Origin of the sequence: Trichocoleus sp. Lan (genome assembly GCF_039961855.1) — a bacterium.
Taxonomy (GTDB): domain Bacteria; phylum Cyanobacteriota; class Cyanobacteriia; order Cyanobacteriales; family FACHB-T130; genus FACHB-T130.
In genome coordinates this window covers 1-20,954 of sequence record NZ_JAMPKA010000026.1, presented here as the reverse complement: position 1 = coordinate 20,954, position 20,954 = coordinate 1, and the positions used below count along the sequence as shown (strand labels likewise).

18 protein-coding genes and 1 pseudogene are annotated in these 20,954 nt (G+C 45.2%); 4 read left to right on the top strand and 15 right to left on the bottom strand.

Annotated features, from left to right (window positions below; genetic code table 11):
* Positions 1–90: 90 nt before the first annotated feature.
* The 11 genes from NDA03_RS21040 to NDA03_RS20990 form a co-directional block, all read right to left on the bottom strand.
* A complete protein-coding gene (locus tag NDA03_RS21040) occupies positions 91–1,965 on the bottom strand; it encodes an ABC transporter ATP-binding protein (RefSeq protein WP_190411171.1) in 1,875 nt (624 codons plus the stop codon).
* Positions 1,966–2,365: 400 nt separating this feature from the next.
* Positions 2,366–3,580 (bottom strand): glycosyltransferase, encoded by a 1,215-nt coding sequence (locus NDA03_RS21035; protein ID WP_348239042.1) that lies wholly within the window; start codon positions 3,578–3,580, stop codon positions 2,366–2,368.
* A gap of 48 nt (positions 3,581–3,628) precedes the next feature.
* Positions 3,629–4,873, bottom strand: a complete 1,245-nt coding sequence (locus tag NDA03_RS21030) for a glycosyltransferase (protein WP_348239041.1) — start codon at positions 4,871–4,873, stop codon at positions 3,629–3,631.
* A 56-nt stretch (positions 4,874–4,929) separates the two neighbouring features.
* Positions 4,930–6,453 (bottom strand): MOP flippase family protein, encoded by a 1,524-nt coding sequence (locus tag NDA03_RS21025; RefSeq protein ID WP_348239040.1) that lies wholly within the window; start codon positions 6,451–6,453, stop codon positions 4,930–4,932.
* A 126-nt stretch (positions 6,454–6,579) separates the two neighbouring features.
* Positions 6,580–7,581, bottom strand: a complete 1,002-nt coding sequence (locus NDA03_RS21020) for a glycosyltransferase family A protein (RefSeq protein WP_190682256.1) — start codon at positions 7,579–7,581, stop codon at positions 6,580–6,582.
* Between the two features lie 72 nt (positions 7,582–7,653).
* Entirely contained in the window at positions 7,654–8,961 is a 1,308-nt protein-coding gene (locus NDA03_RS21015) for an O-antigen ligase family protein (RefSeq protein ID WP_190435470.1), read from the bottom strand.
* Positions 8,962–9,048: 87 nt separating this feature from the next.
* The gene (locus tag NDA03_RS21010; RefSeq protein WP_348239039.1) at positions 9,049–10,518 is read right to left on the bottom strand and encodes a hypothetical protein; all 1,470 of its coding nucleotides are present in this window, start codon (positions 10,516–10,518) and stop codon (positions 9,049–9,051) included.
* A 924-nt stretch (positions 10,519–11,442) separates the two neighbouring features.
* Positions 11,443–12,750 carry a ribulose bisphosphate carboxylase small subunit gene (locus NDA03_RS21005; protein ID WP_190411166.1) on the bottom strand — a complete coding sequence of 436 codons (1,308 nt, stop codon included), beginning with the start codon at positions 12,748–12,750 and terminating at the stop codon, positions 11,443–11,445.
* 137 nt (positions 12,751–12,887) lie between these two features.
* Entirely contained in the window at positions 12,888–13,223 is a 336-nt protein-coding gene (locus NDA03_RS21000) for a ribulose bisphosphate carboxylase small subunit (protein ID WP_190411165.1), read from the bottom strand.
* A gap of 96 nt (positions 13,224–13,319) precedes the next feature.
* A complete protein-coding gene (locus tag NDA03_RS20995; RefSeq protein WP_190411164.1) occupies positions 13,320–13,718 on the bottom strand; it encodes a chaperonin family protein RbcX in 399 nt (132 codons plus the stop codon).
* Positions 13,719–13,810: 92 nt separating this feature from the next.
* The gene (locus NDA03_RS20990; RefSeq protein WP_190411163.1) at positions 13,811–15,241 is read right to left on the bottom strand and encodes a form I ribulose bisphosphate carboxylase large subunit; all 1,431 of its coding nucleotides are present in this window, start codon (positions 15,239–15,241) and stop codon (positions 13,811–13,813) included.
* Positions 15,242–15,512: 271 nt separating this feature from the next.
* Here NDA03_RS20990 and NDA03_RS20985 point away from each other — a divergent pair, with 271 nt between their 5' ends.
* The 4 genes from NDA03_RS20985 (at position 15,513) to panB (ending at position 19,021) form a co-directional block, all read left to right on the top strand.
* Complete coding sequence (locus NDA03_RS20985) at positions 15,513–16,250, top strand: hypothetical protein (RefSeq protein ID WP_348239038.1); 738 nt, start codon at positions 15,513–15,515, stop codon at positions 16,248–16,250.
* Between the two features lie 158 nt (positions 16,251–16,408).
* A complete protein-coding gene (locus tag NDA03_RS20980) occupies positions 16,409–17,521 on the top strand; it encodes a two-component regulator propeller domain-containing protein (protein ID WP_190428494.1) in 1,113 nt (370 codons plus the stop codon).
* Between the two features lie 92 nt (positions 17,522–17,613).
* Positions 17,614–18,147, top strand: coding sequence for a hypothetical protein (locus tag NDA03_RS20975; RefSeq protein WP_348239037.1), 534 nt, complete (start codon positions 17,614–17,616; stop codon positions 18,145–18,147).
* An 85-nt stretch (positions 18,148–18,232) separates the two neighbouring features.
* Positions 18,233–19,021 carry a 3-methyl-2-oxobutanoate hydroxymethyltransferase gene (panB, locus tag NDA03_RS20970; RefSeq protein ID WP_190411159.1) on the top strand — a complete coding sequence of 263 codons (789 nt, stop codon included), beginning with the start codon at positions 18,233–18,235 and terminating at the stop codon, positions 19,019–19,021.
* Between the two features lie 116 nt (positions 19,022–19,137).
* Here panB and NDA03_RS20965 read toward each other — a convergent pair whose 3' ends face one another.
* From NDA03_RS20965 to NDA03_RS20950, 4 genes and pseudogenes are all read right to left on the bottom strand, one after another.
* Positions 19,138–19,515 carry a hypothetical protein gene (locus NDA03_RS20965; protein WP_190411158.1) on the bottom strand — a complete coding sequence of 126 codons (378 nt, stop codon included), beginning with the start codon at positions 19,513–19,515 and terminating at the stop codon, positions 19,138–19,140.
* A 172-nt stretch (positions 19,516–19,687) separates the two neighbouring features.
* Positions 19,688–20,056, bottom strand: a complete 369-nt coding sequence (locus NDA03_RS20960; protein WP_190411157.1) for a hypothetical protein — start codon at positions 20,054–20,056, stop codon at positions 19,688–19,690.
* 264 nt (positions 20,057–20,320) lie between these two features.
* Positions 20,321–20,581: a hypothetical protein gene (locus tag NDA03_RS20955; RefSeq protein WP_190536428.1), complete on the bottom strand. Its 261-nt coding sequence runs from the start codon at positions 20,579–20,581 to the stop codon at positions 20,321–20,323.
* A gap of 81 nt (positions 20,582–20,662) precedes the next feature.
* Positions 20,663–20,842: pseudogene (locus NDA03_RS20950) on the bottom strand (mechanosensitive ion channel family protein); the annotation flags it as partial.
* Between the last annotated feature and the right edge of the window lie 112 nt (positions 20,843–20,954).

Sequence of the window (20,954 nt, the reverse complement as noted above, 5' to 3'; positions counted from 1 at the left end):
ATGCATCAACTCAGCTAGATAGGGAAAAAACTTGTTTGTGTTTAAAGTCTGTACTGTGTAGTTGCCCGGTGTCGCTTGGGCAGGTCTGTTTTACACAGGCAAAGACTGGAGATTGTGGTAAGACCAGTAAGCTCCCTGCTGGGCAAGCAACTCGTCATGCCCTCCCTGTTCGATAATTCGACCTTTCTCCATTACCACAATTTTGTCGGCATTCCGGACAGTAGCCAAACGGTGGGCAATCACAATTACAGTCCGGTTTGTTCGCAAACGTTCCAGTGCTTCTTGCACTAACTGTTCTGACTGCGAATCTAAGGCGCTAGTGGCTTCATCGAGAATCATGATTTCCGGGTCGCGCAGCATTGCCCTAGCAATTGAAATGCGTTGTCGTTGTCCTCCGGAAAGCCTAACGCCTCTATCTCCTACCACTGTGTCGTATTGGTTGGGCAACTGACAGATAAATTCGTGGGCATTGGCAAGGCGGGCTGCCTCAATCACCTTTTCTCTGTCCATTCCCTCTAAACCGTAGGCAATGTTATCCAGAAGTGAGGCATTAAAGATGTAGGTGTCTTGGCTAACGACTCCGATGTGCTGGCGTAGCGAGACAACATCGTAGTTTCGGATATCTTGACCGTCGATCTCGATTACACCGTCGGTCACTTCGTAGAAACGGGTAACGAGAGATGCCACAGTGGATTTCCCGGCTCCAGAAGCGCCAACCAGCGCCACAGTTTTGCCACGAGGAATTTCTAGATCCAAACCGTTGAGGACGTAAGATCTGCCGCTGTAGGCAAATTTTACATTTTGGAAAAGAATGCGATCGCGCAACCCTGTAAATTTCTGGTTTCCATTAGGAAGCGGATATTTCTCTGGTAACGAGAGCGCCTCCGTGACTTTCGTTAACGCTGGCAGAGACTCTTGGACAGAACCCCTCGCGGCATTCACCTTTTTCAGTACCGGAACAATTCTAATCAGAACCAGCATGAATATCAGTAGCTCTGCGGTCGTGAGCAGACCCTTGGAGATAAACAAAGTGTAGCTACCGACTAAAACCACCATCGCCGCAGCCAAAGTCGCTAACTCTGTCAGCGGGTCGATGATGTTTAGCTTCTTAGCTAGCCCGATGTTCGCCTCCATATAATTGCTACTGATCTTATTGAAGCGGTTCAGTTCAAAATCCTCCGCACCATAAGATTTAACGATGCGAACACCGCCTAACGTATCTAAAGCCATCGCGTTTAGAGTGCGTTTAGCAGTAACAACTAAACCCCCCGATGTCTTAATCTTTTTCAAGAAATAACTGAGCCATAAAGCAACGCCTGTAATCAAAAATGTCGTTAGAACCGTCATTTTCCACGACACGATCACCAACGTTCCCAAATACGCGATTAAAATCAGCAGGTTGGTCAAGCCATAAAAGAAGTTAGTCAACAGCTTGTTTGTTTCCATCACCTCTGTATGTAAGGTGCTGGTTACTTTACCCATCTGCACATTATCAAAAAATTCAATGGGCGAATATAAATAGGTTTGATACAGCCGTTTCCTCAAGCGTTTGATGACGGCTTCCCGATAAATGGAAGTCAAGACTTGGGAAATGTAGTAGAAATACCCTTTTAAAATTAAAGAACCCATGAGGACTAAGGCAAACAAGCTAATGAGCGTTCCTTTACCTTGCTGCGCTAGCCAACTGTTCAACCCTTCCGTTAAAGCCATTTGAGGAAGAAGCGTTCCACCTCCTTCATTCAAAATTACTTTTAGGAAAGGAATCATCAATCCGATTCCTACACTATCTAGAATAGAAGACAAAATCATTGTCACTAAACCTAGATAGAGAGTTTTCTTCTGCACCTCCAAAATCAGAGAGGTCAGTTTATCGAATTTTCCAATTCGCTTCATTAAGCCCAATTTTAATTTTGCTTTAGCCTCACGCAACCTTGTTTCTCGTCCGAGTGTCTGACTTCGACTCATAGTGTCTACCGCTACTGAACCTTTGAACAGCCAATCGTTGATTGCTAATTCCAGGCTAAATTTTCTTGCCGGAGCGCTTTTTCCTGATATTTCACTGTGCCGACGCTTGCTCTTAAATTATTTTGCTCGTAGGAAACACAGTGTTAGCTTTGTTCACTTTCTCTAGTAAATGTTACCAGATTTTTTGCTATAAAAGCATCGAAAAAACACGATTTTCCCTATTTTTAATGTGAAGTTTTAGTGAAGTTGCAATTAATATAAAATCCTTGCTTGAAGTTTTTATTTTTTAACTCATTCAATCAGAAAATCATTCCGGTTTATATCATGTCTTTTCTAGAAAAATATACTTCTAATGGCAGATTTTAACCTGCCAAATGCAATTTTAACGGTTGAACTCTATCTAATGGTAGATTTCTACTAACCGCTCGTTCAACTTGTTAAAGTCGTAATGCGCTTCTACGTAGGCGCGACCGGAGCGACCCATTTCAGGCCAAACTTCCGGATGTTCAAATAAATAGCCCAACTTTTCAGCCAGAGTATCGGCATCTCGTTCGGGAACCAAAAAACCTGAAATCCCATCTTCAATTAGTTCTGGAATGCCACCGTGTTGCGTCCCTATCACGGGTAAACCCATTGCCATTGCTTCTTTTAATACGTTTACGGGGGCATCTTGATCGCCGTTCTTCGCTGTCACGCAGGGGGCGATAAATATATGGGAGTTGTCGAGAATTTCAATGAGTTCCTGCTGCTGCTTGTGACCCAGCAATTTTACTTTGTCACTAACGTCCAGCTCATCAATGAGTTGCTGCAAACTTTCCTTTAATGGCCCATCCCCAACGATGTTGTACTCGATGTTGGGGTATGCCTTAGCCAACTTGGCAATGGCACGAATTCCATACTCAATCCCTTTTTTTTCGACAAGGCGACCTGTGGTGACAATTCCAATGCGACCATCAGCGGGTAGATGACGTGTGGTAAACACAAACTTGCTACAATCGATGCCCGAACGAAGGACGATGATTTTCTTCTCATCGCAACCTAGCTTAATCAGGCGACGTTTGAAATAATCGCAGTTAGAAAGAAAAAGGTTTCCTGTGGCGAATAAGGGATTATAAACGTCTTCACCGAATTCCTGAATATGCTGGCTAATATCGAAACCGCGAAATGAGGTAATTAATTTTCCGTGGGGCGCACCAATCAGCCGAAATGACATCCCGATGAATCCTAAAGGGCCAAATTGACAATGGATGACGTCGTATTCTTTTTTGCCCAATAATGAGACTGCTGCATATAGCAACCTCAATGAAGCAGCTTCTTTGCCATACTTAAAAACATTAAGCGATCGCAGTAATAGGGCTGGGTCTTTGTAGCTGTTCGCGAATAGCAACCCCAAGCCTTTTAGCCCGCGAATCGCAATATTAGATGGCATTTGGATATAGTAGGTACGATTCAGGAGTTGGTACTTTTCTACTGCTGGATGCACCTTGGAAGTATCTCCGAGTTGGTCAGAATAGATATCAACTTCGTGACCCCGATCGATTAAACCAGCGATTTGGTTTAAGATAAAGGTTTCTGACAAAACCGGAAATCGACCAACAATCATCGCGACTTTCACAACAATTTTACCCCTATAACTTGACTTTTCTATTTACTAAATACCCTATCAGGTAATTAGCAGTTTCTCGTATATTTCAACTAAATAGTCGTTTAGCTGCCCAATTTCATAGTGCTTTTCCACGTATGCACGACCAGCCGCACCCATTTCGGGCCAGACCTCTGGGTGGGCGATTAGGTAGCCTAATTTTTCTGTCAAAGCATCGACATCTCGTTCTGTAACTAGGAACCCTGAAACCCCATCTTCGACTAGCTCAGGGATGCCACTATGGTAAGTGCTGGCAACTGGCAAACCCATTGCCATTGCTTCTTTTAAAACATTAGGAATTCCTTCTTGATTATTATCCTTACTGGTTACGCAGGGAGCTACAAAAATGTGGGAATCGTTGAGAATTTGCACGACTTCGTGCTGTTGTTTCCAACCCAAGAGATTTACTATATTTCCAACATCTAGCTCTTGAATCAGTTGCTGCAAGTCTGGCTTTAAAGAGCCATCACCAATGATATTGTATTCAAGATCGAGGTTCATTTTTGTCAAGTTAGCAATAGCGCGAATACCATATTCAATCCCTTTTTTTTCAATTAGGCGACCTGTTGAAACAATCCGCACTTTACCATCGGGATGCGGATAGCGTGTCTTAAAGGAAAACCGATTACAATCGATTCCTGAGCGGAGTACAATAATTTTTTTTTCATTGCAGCCCAGACTAATCAATTTATTTTTAAAATGTTTACAAATGGGCAGGAAACAGTCTCCTTTTTCAAAAAGCTTTTTATAGATATCGTCACCATATTGACTGAGATACATAGTGAGGTCAGAACCTCGAAATGAGATAATTACTTTAGCTCTAGAGGCAGCAATTGTCCTAAAGTACATCCCTAAGAATCCTAAGGGTCCAAACTGGCAATGGATTATATCGTATGGCTTATTTGATAGAAATGGGAGTAACGAGAATGTTGTATACAGCATCCTCAATGAAGCAGCTTCTTTGCCATACTTAAAAACATTAAGCGATCGCAGAAATGCAACAGGATTTTTGGGGAAATTTGCTAACAGCAGCCAAATCGCCTTAATTACATAAATTAAAGGATTGGCTGGTCTTTGCTCCGGAACATAGTAGGTGCGATCAAGAAGTTGATATCTTTCCACATCTGGGTGGATTTTGGCAGTATCGCCCGGTTTCTGGGCGTAAATGTCAATCTCGTGTCCTCGCTCAATCAGTCCCACAATCTGATTTAAGATGAACGTCTCTGATACAGTAGGAAATTTACCAACAATAAAGGCGATTCTCATCGTAAATTTCACCTAATATCCGATACTTTGCTGTCATCATCCTGGACGGTTAAGCATCAAGAGCCTTTAGGTCGTTTGAACTGTTTTAGTACAGACAGGTAAAGCTCCTTGGTATTGAATACATAGAACATCAAGATTAAATAGGTCAAAGCCATTACCGCCAAACTGACAATCACTGTAGCCCAAACGGTTAAAGTTGGCGCGATCGCTAACTTAACCCCAAACGCGATCGCTCCTGCGATTAGAGATGCCAGCAAAGGATGCTTCATGGCTTCTAATAAATTGAGCATGGTGATAGACGTGCCGCGCGTTGCATAGTACATACAAGGCAATGTCTGCAATAGCTTGGCAATTGAATAACTTAAAGCAACACCGCGTGCGCCATAAGGTAATCCAAAGAAAAAAGAAATCACTAAGAAGCTGGAAGAAAATACTCCCCACTTGAACATCTGAGCTGTCCTTCCTGAAGAAATATAGAGCCAGCCAGAGGTATTCGTAAGTGGTTGAACGAGTGCAGATATACCAAGAAGCTTGAAGATTGTACCAGCCTCTCCCCATTGGGAGCCAAGTATCAGCTCGACCAATTCTTCGGAGACAATCATCATAAAGAGGACGATAGGCGTCGTCAAAAATCCGATCAGCGATAGTCCTTTTAAATAGTGATTGCGAAATTGCTGTGGCTCAGAATGCAATCGGCTCAGACCGGGAACGGCAACAGCGGTAATTGGGGAGTTGATTTGTTGCAAAGGAAGCATCATTAGGCTGTATGCTTTCGCGTACACACCTAGAGCCTCAGCACCCCACACCCGTCCGATTAGAATGTTGTCCAGGTTTCGGGCGCAGTAGTTAAGGACGCTGAAACCAGTGAGGTTGCCACCAAAAGCCAGCATAGAACGGACGCCTGAGCGTTGAGCAGGTAAGCCAGGACGCCAACCACACATTACCCAAACCCCAGCAGCCGTGACGATTGCCGTAGTCAGTGACATAAATACCAGCGACCAGTATCCAGCCCCATACAAAGCCGAAATAATCGCGATCGCTACCCCCAGCACGATGGAGACGATCTCAATTGCAGCGAGAGCGGTAAAGCGCATCTGTCGCCGAAGCAAGGCTTGGTGCTGGACGCTCAAGCCACCAAATATAAATGCACTGGCAGAAACGATCGCAATCCAGGTGAGGCGCGGCTCACCATAAAACCAAGCGATCGCAGGTGCCATCACCGCAGTTAAGAGCATCAGTAAGAGGCTCAGCCCCACATTCACCCAAAACAGGGTACTGACCTGCTTGTGGTTAATTTCGGCTCTTTGGATCGTCGCCGTTGACAGACCCATGTCATTGAAGAGAAACACAATACCCGTCACGCTAGTCACCATCCCAATTAGACCGTAGTCTTGAGGTGAGAGTAGACGAGCTAGCACAACCGTCGATCCCATTTGAAGTACAAATTTGCACCCCTGACTCACCATCGTGACTGCACCGCCACGAACCGAGCGACCTTTTAAATCAGCCTTCAGATGGTCAGTCTGAAAGTGCTGAGTTTGGTCAGGCTCAGATAGAATCTTTTTCTCTAATCTTGACAAATTGATACCTCTTATAAAACTCTTTGAAGCGACTAATTTAAAAATTGCTAATTATTTCTGATATTTATAGAAGGATTTAAACCCTTCTTCTAAATTCCCTTGCTTTGGTCGGTTTTCAAACTAAATTCAGGGTGTCTCCTTACCGATATTTGCTAAATTTTTACTCCAGCGTTGATATCTAAAATCACGAAATTTAGTAGATATCTGCCGAAAATAGTTAGCGAATTTAGGGGAAAGCGATCGCATCACCAGCCATTTCAGTAGTAAGCGCTGAGCGCTGCTATTTAGCAACATTTTTGGATACAAACGAACTGCCGTTTTTAGTTTGTAACCCGCTTGCTTAACTGCATCAGGATCTGCTTTACGAGTTAAATAAAGATCGGCGAGGTGCTGATAAACATTTGCTAAACTCTGGTTCTTGAGAGATTGCAACTCTGCGGGCGCTGTCTGAAAAGCCTTTTCAAGCGCCATCAGATTATATTTTTCCCTAACCTCTATTTTGGAAGAAATTGAGCCAGCTACTTGACGATAAAAAATCTGATGTTGAGGAACCAGAACGTAAGACCACTTAGCTGCTAACCTGAGCCAGTAATCCCAATCATGAGTAGATTTCAGTTCTGGGTCGAGTTCCCCAACGGACTCAATTGCTTGCTTACGAATCAGTGGGATTGACCCACAAACTAGAAAATTGCTGACTAATAATTGTGGATAAACATTTCCTTCAAAATATACGGGTTGCTGCACATATAAAAGTTTTCCTTTTTCATCTATAAAAGAAGTCCAGCTATAAGCTACTCCTGCTTCTGGGTGCTTTTGTAATTCTGCAAGTTGTAGTTCTAGCTTGTCTGGTGTCCATAAATCATCTGCATCAATAAAGGCAATAAATTCACCTTTAGCGTGAGCTAAACCGCGATTGCGAGCGACGGCGGCTCCGCCATTTTTATAGACAAATACTTTTACCCGTTCATCAACAATTCCTTTAAGCAGTTCTACGCTTTTGTCACTCGATCCGTCATCAACTAAAATTATTTCCAAGTCTGAAAATGTTTGTTGCTGAACAGATTTAACCGTTTCCAAGATTGTTTGTTCAGCATTGTAGACCGGAATTATCACTGATATTACTGGCATTTAGTTTAACCTTTGTAGAAGTCTAATCAAAGAAAATATTATCTTAATTTGCCTCAATCATCAGTAAACAGTTTAAAGTTCTGTTTTGACTCTATAACCGTTTTCAGGAATATTGGTTTCAGTGAATAAAAAGCTAGGAAACTTTTCTTTGATGCTAATTCCTAACATAACTAACCCAGGCCAATAAACATAAGCAAGAGCCTCTATATTTTCCCCAAAAGTAAACATAAATATCACCAAGATTATACTTAATCCTACTCGTGAAACTCGACTACTTTGCGACTTGATTACTAAATCTATAAAGCTCCAAGCCAGGGGAATGACAAGTGCTGTAAACCCTACGATTCCTTTCGTTACCAGAAGACCAAACCAAGTATTGTGAGAACCGATTGGCTTGAATGTTGCAACAGCAGGTCCTTTAAATTCACCAATTCCATGTCCCCAAATAGGAGCTTCTTTCCAACGTTCTACTGCTAGGCGAGCCAATATATCTCTCACTCTGGAAGAGCCTGCTCTAGCCTGATAGAACATATCTGAGAAAGCCCTAAATGAATTAATTAGCCAGGAAGAAAACACTCCCATAATAAAACTGGCGATTCCGGCTATGAGCTGTATATAAGGTTTCGTAAAATTTGATAAAGCCCAAGTAGAAAATATGACAAAAGGAAGAGATACAATACCTAAGCGCGAAACCGAACCCACAATCATTGCAACCGCGCCAATCATGCCAATGAATCGCCATTTTTTGTTCGATTCTTGCGCTGCTAGAAAGAAATAGATATTTCCTACCATTCCCAAGGCAGGTGCCCAGGGCGTAAACAATTCAAGACGAACTCCACCTCCTTCAGGATCGAGACCGTAGAGGTTAACACTGTAGTAGGCAAGACCGCTACGTTCTATGAGCCGCAAAGGGGAAGTATAGATATGAGAAGGTAGGTGTAATCTAGACGCTGTATAGCAAACGATCACAGCAATTAAGCTTTGCAGACAAAGTATGCAAGCTGCTCTATAAATTATCTGTGGTCGAATTTTTAAACAGCCTGCAAGAGGAAATAACGCTAAGGGAGCATATCTTACAACCCAATTGATTGATGAGTTAAGAATTTTGCCTAATCCTAGATTGAAGTTCATGTGAGCAGCAATTAAAGCCACCTCCATGACTAAGATACAAATAATCCACACCCAGATTGTTGTGGGAATGGTTATTTTCTCCTCAGTGGGCGTATTCTCTGTTTGGTTCCACAGTTTCTTTCCTACACGCCACAAGAAAAACCAAGCTAGTATAGGCACTAAGGTCATTTGTAGCCCAAGAATGTGAATTACATAAATCCAGGTAATGTAATACCAAATCAACTTTTCTTCAAGATTTTGAGGTTTCATTGATATCTGGTTCATGCATCTTGGGTCTAATCAAAACAATATTGTTGCTGCGGTTTATCTCCTGAAACCTGAATCGATTTCTAGTAATTACGGACTGGTATCCAAGTAGGTATGTTTAACTAGCGCAGAAGACCGAGAAATTTTGCGATCGCGCAGCCACAGTAACAGTAGTCCATTAGTACAAAACAAGGAACCTAAGGCTGCACCTAGCAGAACTAATTTCTTATTGGGGGCACTCGCAGAAGTTGGAATTGTAGGCTCTGTAAAGATTTGAAGTTGGGGATAAGAGGAAGATATATTCGACTTGCTCAAATCCAATCTCGCTAAAGTAGAAGAAAAAACTGCTTCGGCAATTTGCACATCCCGCATCAGGTCAGCTAATGAAACCTCTTGCTGTGCAAGTGACTTGAGCCGATTCTCAAGTAGAGCAAGCTGTTGGTTGAGCGATCGCGCTTCTGCTTGGAGTCCTTGTGCCTCTGTCTGCACTGTCACTAACTCTAGGAAAAGAGCATCCCGCGAGGTTCCCGATCCACCACTTTTGCTCAGGTTAAGTTCTTCTAGACTTGCTATCGTAACGGGTCGCTTTAAAAGAGATCGCCCCTGCCTCAGTAAAGCCGTTTGAGCGGCATTTAGCTTTGCCTGCTGCTGAATTAGAGCAGGATGATCGGGTAAAAACTTTGATTGCAAAGCAACGAAGAGGCTGTTCGCTTCACTATAGTCTTGTAAGTATTGTTGAAATAGGGAGTCGGCTTGAAGAACAAAAGCATCTGCTGCTTGTTTAGCCGATAAATCTAAGCTACTAGATAGTCCTTGCAAACGAGCATTCGCATCTTGCTGTTTAGCTACTACTTCTGCCCGCTGTCGGCGTAGCTGTTCAATATTTTGTGAAAGGTTCGTAAGTTGATCCGTAGAAGTTAAACCCGAACGCGCTTTGTACTCAGATAGGCGTGTTTGCGCTGCTTTTAATTTTTTTTGAGATTCCCCAAGGGTAGATTGTAGCGTTTTATCCTGCTGAGCGGCTTCTTTAATTCTCAGTTCGTTGATTTTTACTTGCAAGGCTTCGTAGAGCGCTAAAGATTTTTTATAAGCTTCTTCGGGAGTCGTTCCTTGAAACTCAAAAGTCATCAGCGTAGTGTTGTCTAATACTTTAGCTCTGGGTTTACCAAAATCTTGCAAGGGCATATTGAGCTTATTAGCAGCAGTCTCCAAGACCGGCTTACTGAGAGCTAGAAATTTATAGTTCTCTCTGGGATCTTGATTCGTACTCATGTAGGGAGAGTCGCTTTTAGAGGAAGCTTGCCCAATCCCTGGCAGGTTGATATTGCTGGCTGAACCGGCTGAGGGTAAACTAAGCGCTAACTCAGTGCTGTAATTGGGTTTGGTAACTTTTATATAATATAAAGCTCCTCCCCAAATAGCTGCATTAGTTAATAGTCCTAAGACTAAGTAACGCATCCAATTTCCTTGAGACCTTGTCGATTTTGGGGAAGATTTAGAAATACTTGCAGAGTCAGTAATAGCCAAATCTTCATGGGGAGAGGTAATCGGGCGTTTCATAGTCAAAGAATTAGGCTTACACTAGGGTTATTGCGATTGTTTGTCTCTTTGAATAGCTAGGCTCAAGGACTGAATGACAATCTTGATTCAATAGTTTTGTATAACCTTCGCTTATTAGAGTATACACAGCCTTTACTTCGCTACTTTTTAGGAGTGGTTTATCATTGCTCTCGTGAAGAGATTGAGATAAAACGCTTTGATATTTTCAGTTTCAAACAACAGCTAGGATGCAATCTTAAGAGCTATTTAGAAGCTACTAAAAAGCCTTTTGATTGACTGCAATTGCAACATAGAATGTTTTTCTATCCACCCTATAATTTGTTTTTCGCTAGTCATTCGCTTTTCGCATTAGAAACACCCGGAAAAAGCTTAGTTACTCGTATTTAAGAACAGCCTAGATTTCAATGAAATGATTCGGTTCAAGGAATCATTAAACATAATTTTAGTGTCATCTCATCGTAAGGGGCTTTACATAGCGAAACATCAGTCCAGAGGATGATTATGGACTGCATGATTTTTTTTAACCAAAGTGCAAATCTAGCGAACTAAAAACGTGTTGAAAGAGGCACAGGCAGGTTGTTTGAGCAATTGCTCGTGAGATAGCGATCGCTCTGTTACGGTGACAAGTAAAGTGATTAAGCGATCGCTATCTCAGCAATGAAAACTTCATCAAAAATTGCACAAAAATCGTGCAACTTTACCTAAACTTTACAGAAGTTGGATTGATTTTGTGATTCGATGAGCCTCTATATCTTAATCACGATCGCTCACTTCGTTACTGTAAATTTATACCGCAAAGGGCGACGAAATTAACAAATTTTTGTTCCCATCTCGCTTTTATTGAATTATCGATTCGCCAGGATAAACAAAAGCGATCGCCCCAACAGGGCGATCGCTTTCCCCGCAAATACTACACTACAAACGTTAACTATTCGGACGTTGGATAATCGTTTCTGCAACGCGCCGCTTGGCTTTGGGGTCAATGCCAATGAAGCGCACGTACTCCCCATTATGCTCGCTCAAGCTAGCTTCCAAAGCAGCGATCGCTTCCGACGCATTTGTTGTCTGAATGGGATCGCCGCTTTGCCAAGATTGGCTGCGGAACCGACGTGCATTTGCGTGTTCTATACCAATGCGATAGCCTTGGGCAAGTAGATCCCGGATCTGTTGCTGCACCTCTGGACTAATTCGGGCACTATTTACCTGAGTGTTGCTGCTGTGACCGTTACCTCGATCGGACTCATGAGGGTGCGATGGCTCGTTCGCCAGTTCATTGCGGACAACGGTCTTCCGATTTTCCGGGGGTAGGGATGACATCTGAGGCACATCCCTAACTTCTGGAGTCACGGAGCGTCGGCTTGTATTGTACTCCTCTACCAAGCGTGAATTCTGAACTCGCTGCTGTTCTTGAACCATCAGGTTGCCAAACTCGATTAAGCGAGAAAGAGTGAAATCAGGCTTTTTGAACACTGGTGGTCCTTCAGCACTGTTTACTACCCTAGTAGAAACCCGGTTAATCCCAATATCGTGGATGAAAGAGCGGATTTGTTCATCGTAAATGCGCGATCGCACTGCACCAAAGAAATCAATCGCTTGATCGGGAAAACGATCGACTAACTGTTCAATCTGACTGCGAGATAATCCATCTGGCTCAAAAATGCCTCCGACGATGCCAATCTTGTCATCTCTATCGGGTTCCCAGTGGAATTTTTCCATCCGACCATCCCGAATCAACGGCGCATACAGGGTGGCGAAGTCATTGCCTGTGACAATAATCGGCACTCTGGGTAGCGGCGTGGAATCATAACTGCCAGGAAGTTGCACATCTGTAGGTTTATCAGCAATATTCATCAGCGTGCCATTCACCAGCTGAGTATTCACCGTATATTGGGTGCCTTGATCGAAGCGCCCTGCCCCAGCATCCAAATCATTGATCATTAGCACGCACATCTTGCCGCGCACCTTGATCAAGTCTGCTGCTTCCCGATAGCGCAGGCGGATCAAACGCCCGGGATCTCCTGCATCTGGACTTTCCAGTTCCCCTGCCGACATATGGACAGCTTCAATGCCCATCCGCTCAAATACTAATTCACACTGAAAAGATTTTCCCTCTCCCTTCCGTCCGTGAACTCCGAGAATCAGAGGAACTCGTACTCCAGGGAGGTCAAGAAAATTTTTGGTGATATGAACCGCCAGCTTGTCTAAAAAGCGGGGAGAAATGTAGTAGGTCATAGTCTGTTAAAGTGAATGCTCCGATTGCTAGGCATCAAACAAACAAATTGGAGAGGTAGATTTCTCTGCCTCTCCAATTTTGCACGAACGAGTTAAAAGTGAGTCGGTTAGGCAGCGCCCACCTGACTAATTAAGGTTTAGTAACCTCTTTGGTTTGGTTTCCCAACGATGAAGCTGAGAACTTGGCACTGCTTGATGTTATCAAAGCCCATGACCCGGACATAGGCGTTGGGGTTCTCAGAACGGCAAGCTTTGATTTCAGTGAGAACTTCTTGGGTTGTCGTAGCATTGAACAGAGGCAGTTTCCACAATGTCCAGTAGTGCTGTTCCGGCGCAGAACTATCACTGAATTCAACCCCTGCAATATAGCCTTGGTCGAGGATGTATTGGATTTGCTTGTTGATTTGCGCGTCGGTAAGCGCTGGCAAATAGGAAAGAGTCTCGAAACGAATCTCTTTAGGCAGAGTTCTCATAGTTGTGTGGTCTTCCTTGTAGGTATGTCTGCTAAGTGGACGCTTGATGCGGTCTAACGTCCAAAGTTGAAGAGTTCTGTCAGATGACGGTCGAGGTTATCCAGACTCGCCTGGTGATTCAGTTTGTTGTTCCGGCTGGAAGCTGGGGTCAGGTAAAGTAAGTAGCGTAATTCGCTCCAGATGTTGACGCCGATATTCGATATTAGATTTCTCAATACCAGTGCGAGTCATCTCAGGTAAAAAGTCTGCTACTTCCTCTGCAAGATGCTGGCGCACAGTCATAATCCGAAGCGCTAACTCTGGATTTTCTTTGAGTAATTCCTTGACGTAAGCTTCTCCATCTTGGATGACGCCCGTTTTAGAAAAGTTACTCAGCCAAATTGCCAAAGGAGGATTTGTTTCGCTCAACTGAGCCACGATATTTTTCACTGCCTGATAAGTCAGGTAGCTAATCAGTGTCTTAGCCGTGTCTTTGGCAATTTGCTTGAGATCCATATTTGACCCCAGACCTAAAGAGTTCTGAATTTTGAGTGTTGAGTTTGTTTAAGTTTAACTCAGCACTCAACAATCATGACTCTGTCATTAGATTACAGAGTATCCATTGCCTCGAACTCGAACTTGATTTCCTTCCAAAGTTCGCAAGCAACCGCCAACTCAGGACTCCACTTACAAGCTTCGCGGATCACGTCGCCGCCTTCGCGCATCAGGTTGCGACCTTCGTTACGAGCTTGGACACAAGCTTCCAAAGCAACACGGTTGGCGGTTGCACCAGGTGCGTTACCCCAGGGGTGCCCAAGGGTTCCACCACCGAACTGCAAGCAGGAGTCGTCACCAAAGATTTCCACCAGAGCAGGCATGTGCCAAATGTGGATACCACCAGAAGCCACGGGCATCACACCAGGCATAGAAGCCCAGTCTTGGGTGAAGAAAATACCGCGAGAGCGATCTTCTTCAATGTGGTCTTCACGCATTAGGTCAACAAAGCCCATCGTGATGCCTTTTTCGCCTTCCAGTTTACCAACGACGGTACCGGAGTGCAGGTGGTCTCCACCAGACATCCGCAGACACTTGGCGAGAACGCGGAAGTGAATACCGTGGTTCTTTTGACGGTCAATCACAGCGTGCATAGCGCGGTGAATGTGCAGCAGGATACCGTTGCGGCGGCACCACTTAGCGAGGGTGGTGTTAGCGGTGAAGCCACCCGTCAGGTAGTCGTGCATGATGATCGGTGTGCCGATTTCCTTAGCGAATTCAGCCCGTTCCATCATTTCTTCGCAGGTGGGAGCAGTCACGTTTAGGTAGTGACCTTTGATTTCACCTGTTTCAGCTTGAGCTTTTTCGATGGCTTCTTGAACGAACAGGAAGCGATCGCGCCAGCGCATGAAAGGCTGGGAGTTAATGTTTTCGTCGTCTTTGGTGAAGTCCAAACCACCGCGCAGGACTTCATAGACGGCACGACCGTAGTTCTTAGCTGATAAACCGAGCTTCGGCTTAATCGTACAACCCAGCAAAGGACGACCGTACTTGTTCAGTTTGTCGCGCTCAACGGTAATCCCGTGAGGAGGACCTTGGAAGGTTTTGAGGTACGCAACAGGAATTCTTAAGTCTTCCAAGCGCAGCGCACGTAAGGCTTTGAAACCAAACACGTTGCCCACCAAAGAGGTCAACAAGTTGGTAACAGAACCTTCTTCAAACAAATCCAGGGGATAAGCAATATAGCAAAAATATTGGTTGTCTTCGCCTGGTACTGGCTCGATGTTGTAGCAACGACCCTTGTAACGATCCAGGTCTGTCAGCAGGTCTGTCCATACTGTTGTCCAGGTACCTGTGGAAGATTCAGCAGCAACAGCAGCTCCAGCTTCTTCTGGAGGAACACCAGGCTGAGGCGTAACCCGGAAAGCCGCCAAGACATCAGTATCTTTGGGGGTATAGTCTGGGGTGTAATAGGTGAGTTTGTAATCTTGAACCCCGGCCTTATACCCAGTCTTTGTCTGAGTTTTTGTTTGAGAGTAAGACATGTCTTCCTTCCTGAGGGAATCCTGAATGTTGTTACGGGTTTAAGCGATCCCATAACTTTTTTCTTTATTAATTTTTAACTATACCAGCAAGGTAATAAGTTGATATTCTAATCTTCTTTTTGTAAACATAAGCTTTACTTATTGCCTATAAATCTATAGGTTTTGTTACAAATAAAGACTTGACTTTTGGAAACAATTAGTAAACGAATAAAAATCACTGAAAATAGCGATCGCGCACCGAATATTATAGGGTCGTTGTTTTTTGTTGGGAATGCTAAAAAAAGTTTCTCTCCTAGCCGCATCCTTGATGCTGGCAGCGTGTAGTGCGATCGCTGTATCCAACCATCTGCCAATGAGTCCGTTAACCGATTTGACTGCCTCTCGCGTCGATCCCGCTTCCAACGGTACTCAAAACGCTACTCAAACAGTCCCATCCGTGACAGTGCTACCAGAACCTCAGTGCCAAGGAGAAATCCCCGCATCGCTCAAAGCAACCTTGGGTGAGTATCGGTTAGCGAAAGAATCTGACTTTGTCGCTTCAATTCGTGCCTATGAGCGAGAAAATCCCGGACAGCGAACGACTTGTAGCATTTTCACTGCTGACTTCAACGAAGACAAGCAGAAAGATTACGCTCTATTGTTAGTCAACCCTAAAAATAATAATTTTCGATTTTTGATCGCCATTAGCCAGAGCAGCGGACAGTTTGATTCAGCCGTGGTTAAGGATTTCAGCCATCTTCCAGACTCCTCAGAAGGCACTATTTACACAGCGATTAGCTTCAAACCATCCGGAGAACTCGGACCAGCCGCCCGCGAATATTCTCCTTTGAAATCTGGAACATCCGAACAGCAAATTTTTAAAGCAAAACCAGCAATTGAACTCTGGAAAGCACTACCAACTGATTCAGCCGGTGTCCCTCAATATTTAGAAATTGGCACCCTTGCATACTGTTCAAATGCTTTCTACTTTGTCAATGGCAAACTAAAAACATTTGGCGTTTGTGATTAATTTGTTGAGTACATATACTCAAGTTATGCAATCTGCGATCGCGACTTCGTTGTAATTTTTCAATCTGTCGCTAACACAGGCTTAAATGTAGTAGGAACTTATATTTCAGCTAAATGAAGAGAGGCACGTTAGCAAAGCCTCTTCTAAGGAGATTAGCGATGGCATTCTTGAGTGAGCGTATCGGTTTGTTTATTAGTGCTACGCTGCTTTCTTTAAGCCTACCAGTATGGGGAATCATCCAATCAGATTCACAGACCCGTGGTAGTGGCGTACTAGCTCAACAATCTACGGAGGTAGACCGGGGAGATGACCTACTCACCTATCCACCCTCATCGCCGCCGCCTGGAGGTCGTCCCTTGCCCCCCGAACGCCGACGGCAAGAAGCCACCCCCCTACCCGCAGATTTTCGCGTCACTGCATTGCAACCGGGTTATACCGGCAGTCTCTGGGTTGGTTCCTGGCAGAGTTTAGCGCGGATAAATCCGAGGACAGGCAATGTTTTGGCTCGGATTGCTCTACCAAACTACACCATCGGCGCGTTAGCGCAAGACCGAGTGGGACGAGTTTGGGTGGGAACTTACGAAGGACTGCTGCGTGTAGATCCCCGCAGCAATGAAGTGACGGCGCAAAATTTCACCTTACCGTCTAATCGGGTGTTGTCGCTATTGACTGACCAGCGGGGTTATCTGTGGGTAGGAAGCGATCGCGGTCTTGCCATGATCAGTCCCGACCAGGGATTGTTAATGACAACGGTGCAAAAGCTTCCCGGAGTGTCAGCGAATGCCCTCACCCTCGACCGCGAAGGTCAGTTATGGGTTGGAACCTTAGAAGGATTAGTGCGAATTAATACCGCCAATGCCTTTGTGATGAAGCGGCTGAGGGATATTCCCGGCACCACAGTGCAAGCTCTCACCCTAGATCCACAGGGACGGATTTGGGCAGGAACGCCCAGCAGTTTGCTAGTCATTGACCCAAAAACCGGGGATGTGCTGCGGTCGGTGACGCCACTCAGGGGGCGCAACGTTACCGCTGTGCGCTTTGCCCAAGATCGGAGCGTTTGGGTGGGGACAGATAATGGTTTATTGAGATTGAATCCGGATACGGGTGCGGTTCTGGATCGAGTTGGCGACCTCCCCTCCAGTCGGATACTCTCTTTATCAACGGATGTCGCCGATAAGTTGTGGGTGGGAACCAGTGAAGGACTCGCTTGGATTAGCTTGACGACAGGGCGCGTGACCCCGCACTTAGCCTTCGTTCGGGGAGAAGAGTAAACAATTTGTCAAGGTCTAGATTAACGGAATAAGTCAGCCGGAAGTTGAAGTCTGTTACAGGTTGTTTGAGTCATTAACAGATTGACGCTTCCATGCTGAAAAAATTTGCCAAAACTGTTGTAAGTGCAGCGATCGTTGCCACGGCTTTCTCTGCGATCGCTCAAGCTGCTAGTCCAGCAGACATCCGGATCAATACCATCCGATTAGAAAATACCCTCGATGCCAGTGCTAACGTGCGACTGGGTTACTTTGAAGTCCCCGATCGAAACACGACTGTTTCTGCTTTCGGGGGTGAGATGCGCCGCTACGATGTCCACATGGCGAGGATGATTGCCTTAAGTCATCGATTTTACTGTCAGCAACCCTATTCTGCTGGAATTGAAAAGGTAGTCGTTTGGGATTACAGAGCCAACAATGGCAGAATCGATATGGGTACGTTCAATATGCCTTGTACTCTGGTAGAACAGGTAGTGAACACCTATGGTCTTGGTGGAACAGTGCCGATGGAAGTCGAACTGACTGACGGTTCTGTAGGAGTTTTTAACATACAGACCCTAGATATTGAAGACGGTTGGGAAACTGACGATTTTCTAAGATTTGTGCAAACGATGAAACCGGAGCGCTGAAATAGTTGTTAATTTTTACAAGTAGGGTGGGTTCTAGCCTATCCCTACCAATGATTAACAACCTTCTCAAAATCGCATCTAAAAAATGGCAGTCACCACCCAGCAATTAATCCAGTGGAAACAACAGGGGCGTCCCATTGTCGTGTTGACAGCTTGGGATTATGCGATCGCGCAACTTTTAGACGCCGCTGGAGTGGATGTGATTCTGGTGGGGGATTCCCTAGGGATGGTGGCACTCGGTTATCAGACAACCCTGCCGGTGACGCTAGATGAAATCCTACACCATGCATCCTCCGTGCGTCGCGGTGTCAAACAGGCGTTAGTCGTGTGCGATTTACCATTCTTGAGTTATCAAGAAAGTCCTCAGCAAGCGATTCACTCAGCTGGGAGAGTATTAAAAGAAACTGGCGCTCAGGCGGTGAAAATGGAGGGAGGATATCCGGCAATGGTGGAAACGATTGCCAGAGTCGTGCAAGCAGGCATTCCGGTGATGGGTCATGTGGGTCTGACTCCTCAATCGGTACATCAGTTAGGCTACCGACAGCAGGGGAAAACACCAGAAACGGCAGAGAAAATTTTACAAGAAGCGATCGCGCTGGAACAAGCAGGTGCTTTTGCGATGCTTTTGGAGCATATCCCATCCGATTTGGGATTGCAGATTACCCAAAAATTATCGATTCCGACGATAGGAATTGGGGCTGGGGTGCATTGCGATGGACAGGTACTCGTTACCGCCGATTTGCTAGGACTCTCCGAACGCCAGCCGCCCTTTGCCAAATCTTACGCCAATTTGCGAGAAACAATTACCCAAGCAGTGCAGAATTACGGTAGCGAAGTGCGATCGCGACAGTTTCCTGATTCCCCACAACCCTAAACAGCATTCCTAAAATTCTTATTTCAACGCCAAGGTACGCAAAGAGAATCCTTCTTCTGCGTACCTTGGCGTTCTTAACTTTTGGGTTCTTTGCATTTAAAAACAAGCTTGTGTGGCTAGGATACCGGATCGAAAGGTTCGCAAAAATTTTTCACACCCTGCTGAGCCACATACATCAAAACGGGCGTTACTAAAGGGCTTGGGCAAAGTTTTGTGGCTGCCAAATGCCCCATCATCCGGGCAAATTTTCCATTAACCAGCTCATCGCGAAATTCTTGTTGGCAGATAACAGCGCGGCATTTTTTAGTTAAAATCGGCAACCATTCTGCGTTTGCTATCTCTGGTTGCTGTCCGACTCGAATTGCCAGCACCATCGCCGCATCTTCTAAATCTCCTTCACAATCCTCGATTACATCCAAAGCTGCCAGAGCGTCTGGATAATCTGCCAATTCGGAACGAAAATTTTCAATTTCTGCCGATGTAACGATAGTCATGGGATTGTTATTCAAGGTAGCCAATCTGGAATTCAGATAGGCAATTACAACTATTGTGCCAAAGCATTGCCATTGTGGTGCGACAAAAAAAGGGCGGGCAGTGCCCACCCCCACTTGTTTGTAGAAACACCGACTTATCCCATCTTCTGGTCATCGGTGAAGCTTTTATCGCTTACACACCCACCAGTTCCAAGGCTTCGGAACCAGCAAGCTGTCGGGCGATCGCAAGACGTGTTTCCAGCTTGGCAACGCTAAACTGGTTGCGGAGATACTCCAGGTGAGCCACCGCATTGGCTTTTTCAGCACTTAAGCGCATCATCGTATTCAGCGCCTGCTGATACTCCAAATTCACCATCAGTAATTCAAAGCGACGCGCCTTGCGTTGATTGTCATTTTTCAAATCTTGCTCAAATGCCACCGTTTTGTCAGCATTGCCTTCCATGCGGTTAATCACCAGATGAGCGGCGGCAAGCTGAGCATCCACTTCATTCACAGTATGAGCAGCTTGAGCGATCGCAGCGGGATATTGACTCAGTTTCATTTGCATCTTCTTCTTGAAGAATACTTGTTGTAGAAAAATCTGTACTAGTCCACCGAAAGCGGACTTCCGTAGCGTCGGTAGGCGAACGGCACTGCCTTGTCCTAGTGTTGTCCGGACATGAGAAGCTGTAAAAAATTTGTACTAGCCTTCATGAAAGGCGGCTGCGTTCTTGTAGCCCCACCCTCGCCGGATTTCAACTTCAAACCGGAGGGTGGGTTTACAACAACGATTGCTGAAATGCCAAATTAGTTGGGTATTCCGCCTCTACGCGACTAATTCCTTGAGCTGCTTCGACGTCACTGGCACATCCAGATGAACGCGCTCTGGTTGCAGAATTGGTGCTTTTTCCAAAACTTGGACTTCAATATGGACAGCTACCAGGTAAGAACCGGCATCCGCTCCCACCGCTTCGGCAATCAAACTCGCCAAGTCTGGGCGTTCAGCAGTGATAGGGTTTCTGAGAGTGCAACGATCCCAGTCATGCTGAGCAGTCGGATTCAGGCTGAGAATGTAGTGCTTGGTCATGGCTTGAATACTTGACTCCATGTGGGGTTCAGGCGGTTTCTCGACTGGATTTGCCTACCCTTCTATTATAGTACATCCGTACTAAACTGGCGAGTGAGATTCGTGTTCATCCATCTGAGATTTTGCAGGCAGAGAACGGTTAAACCAAATCTCCTGTTGGGGTAGCGGGATTGGAACACCCGCCTCATCAAAGGCGATTTTCAGGCGGCGGCGGAACTCCCGCGCCACATCCCATTGTTTCAAGGGCTGGGTTTTAATCCAACCTGAGTTCGGGATAAGGAAGGGGCAAAACAGGTAGGGTGAAAGTGCTAACTTCTCATCCATCTGAATTACCCCATGCTTAGTCTAGAAGAACTATTTTGCTGTGTCGACG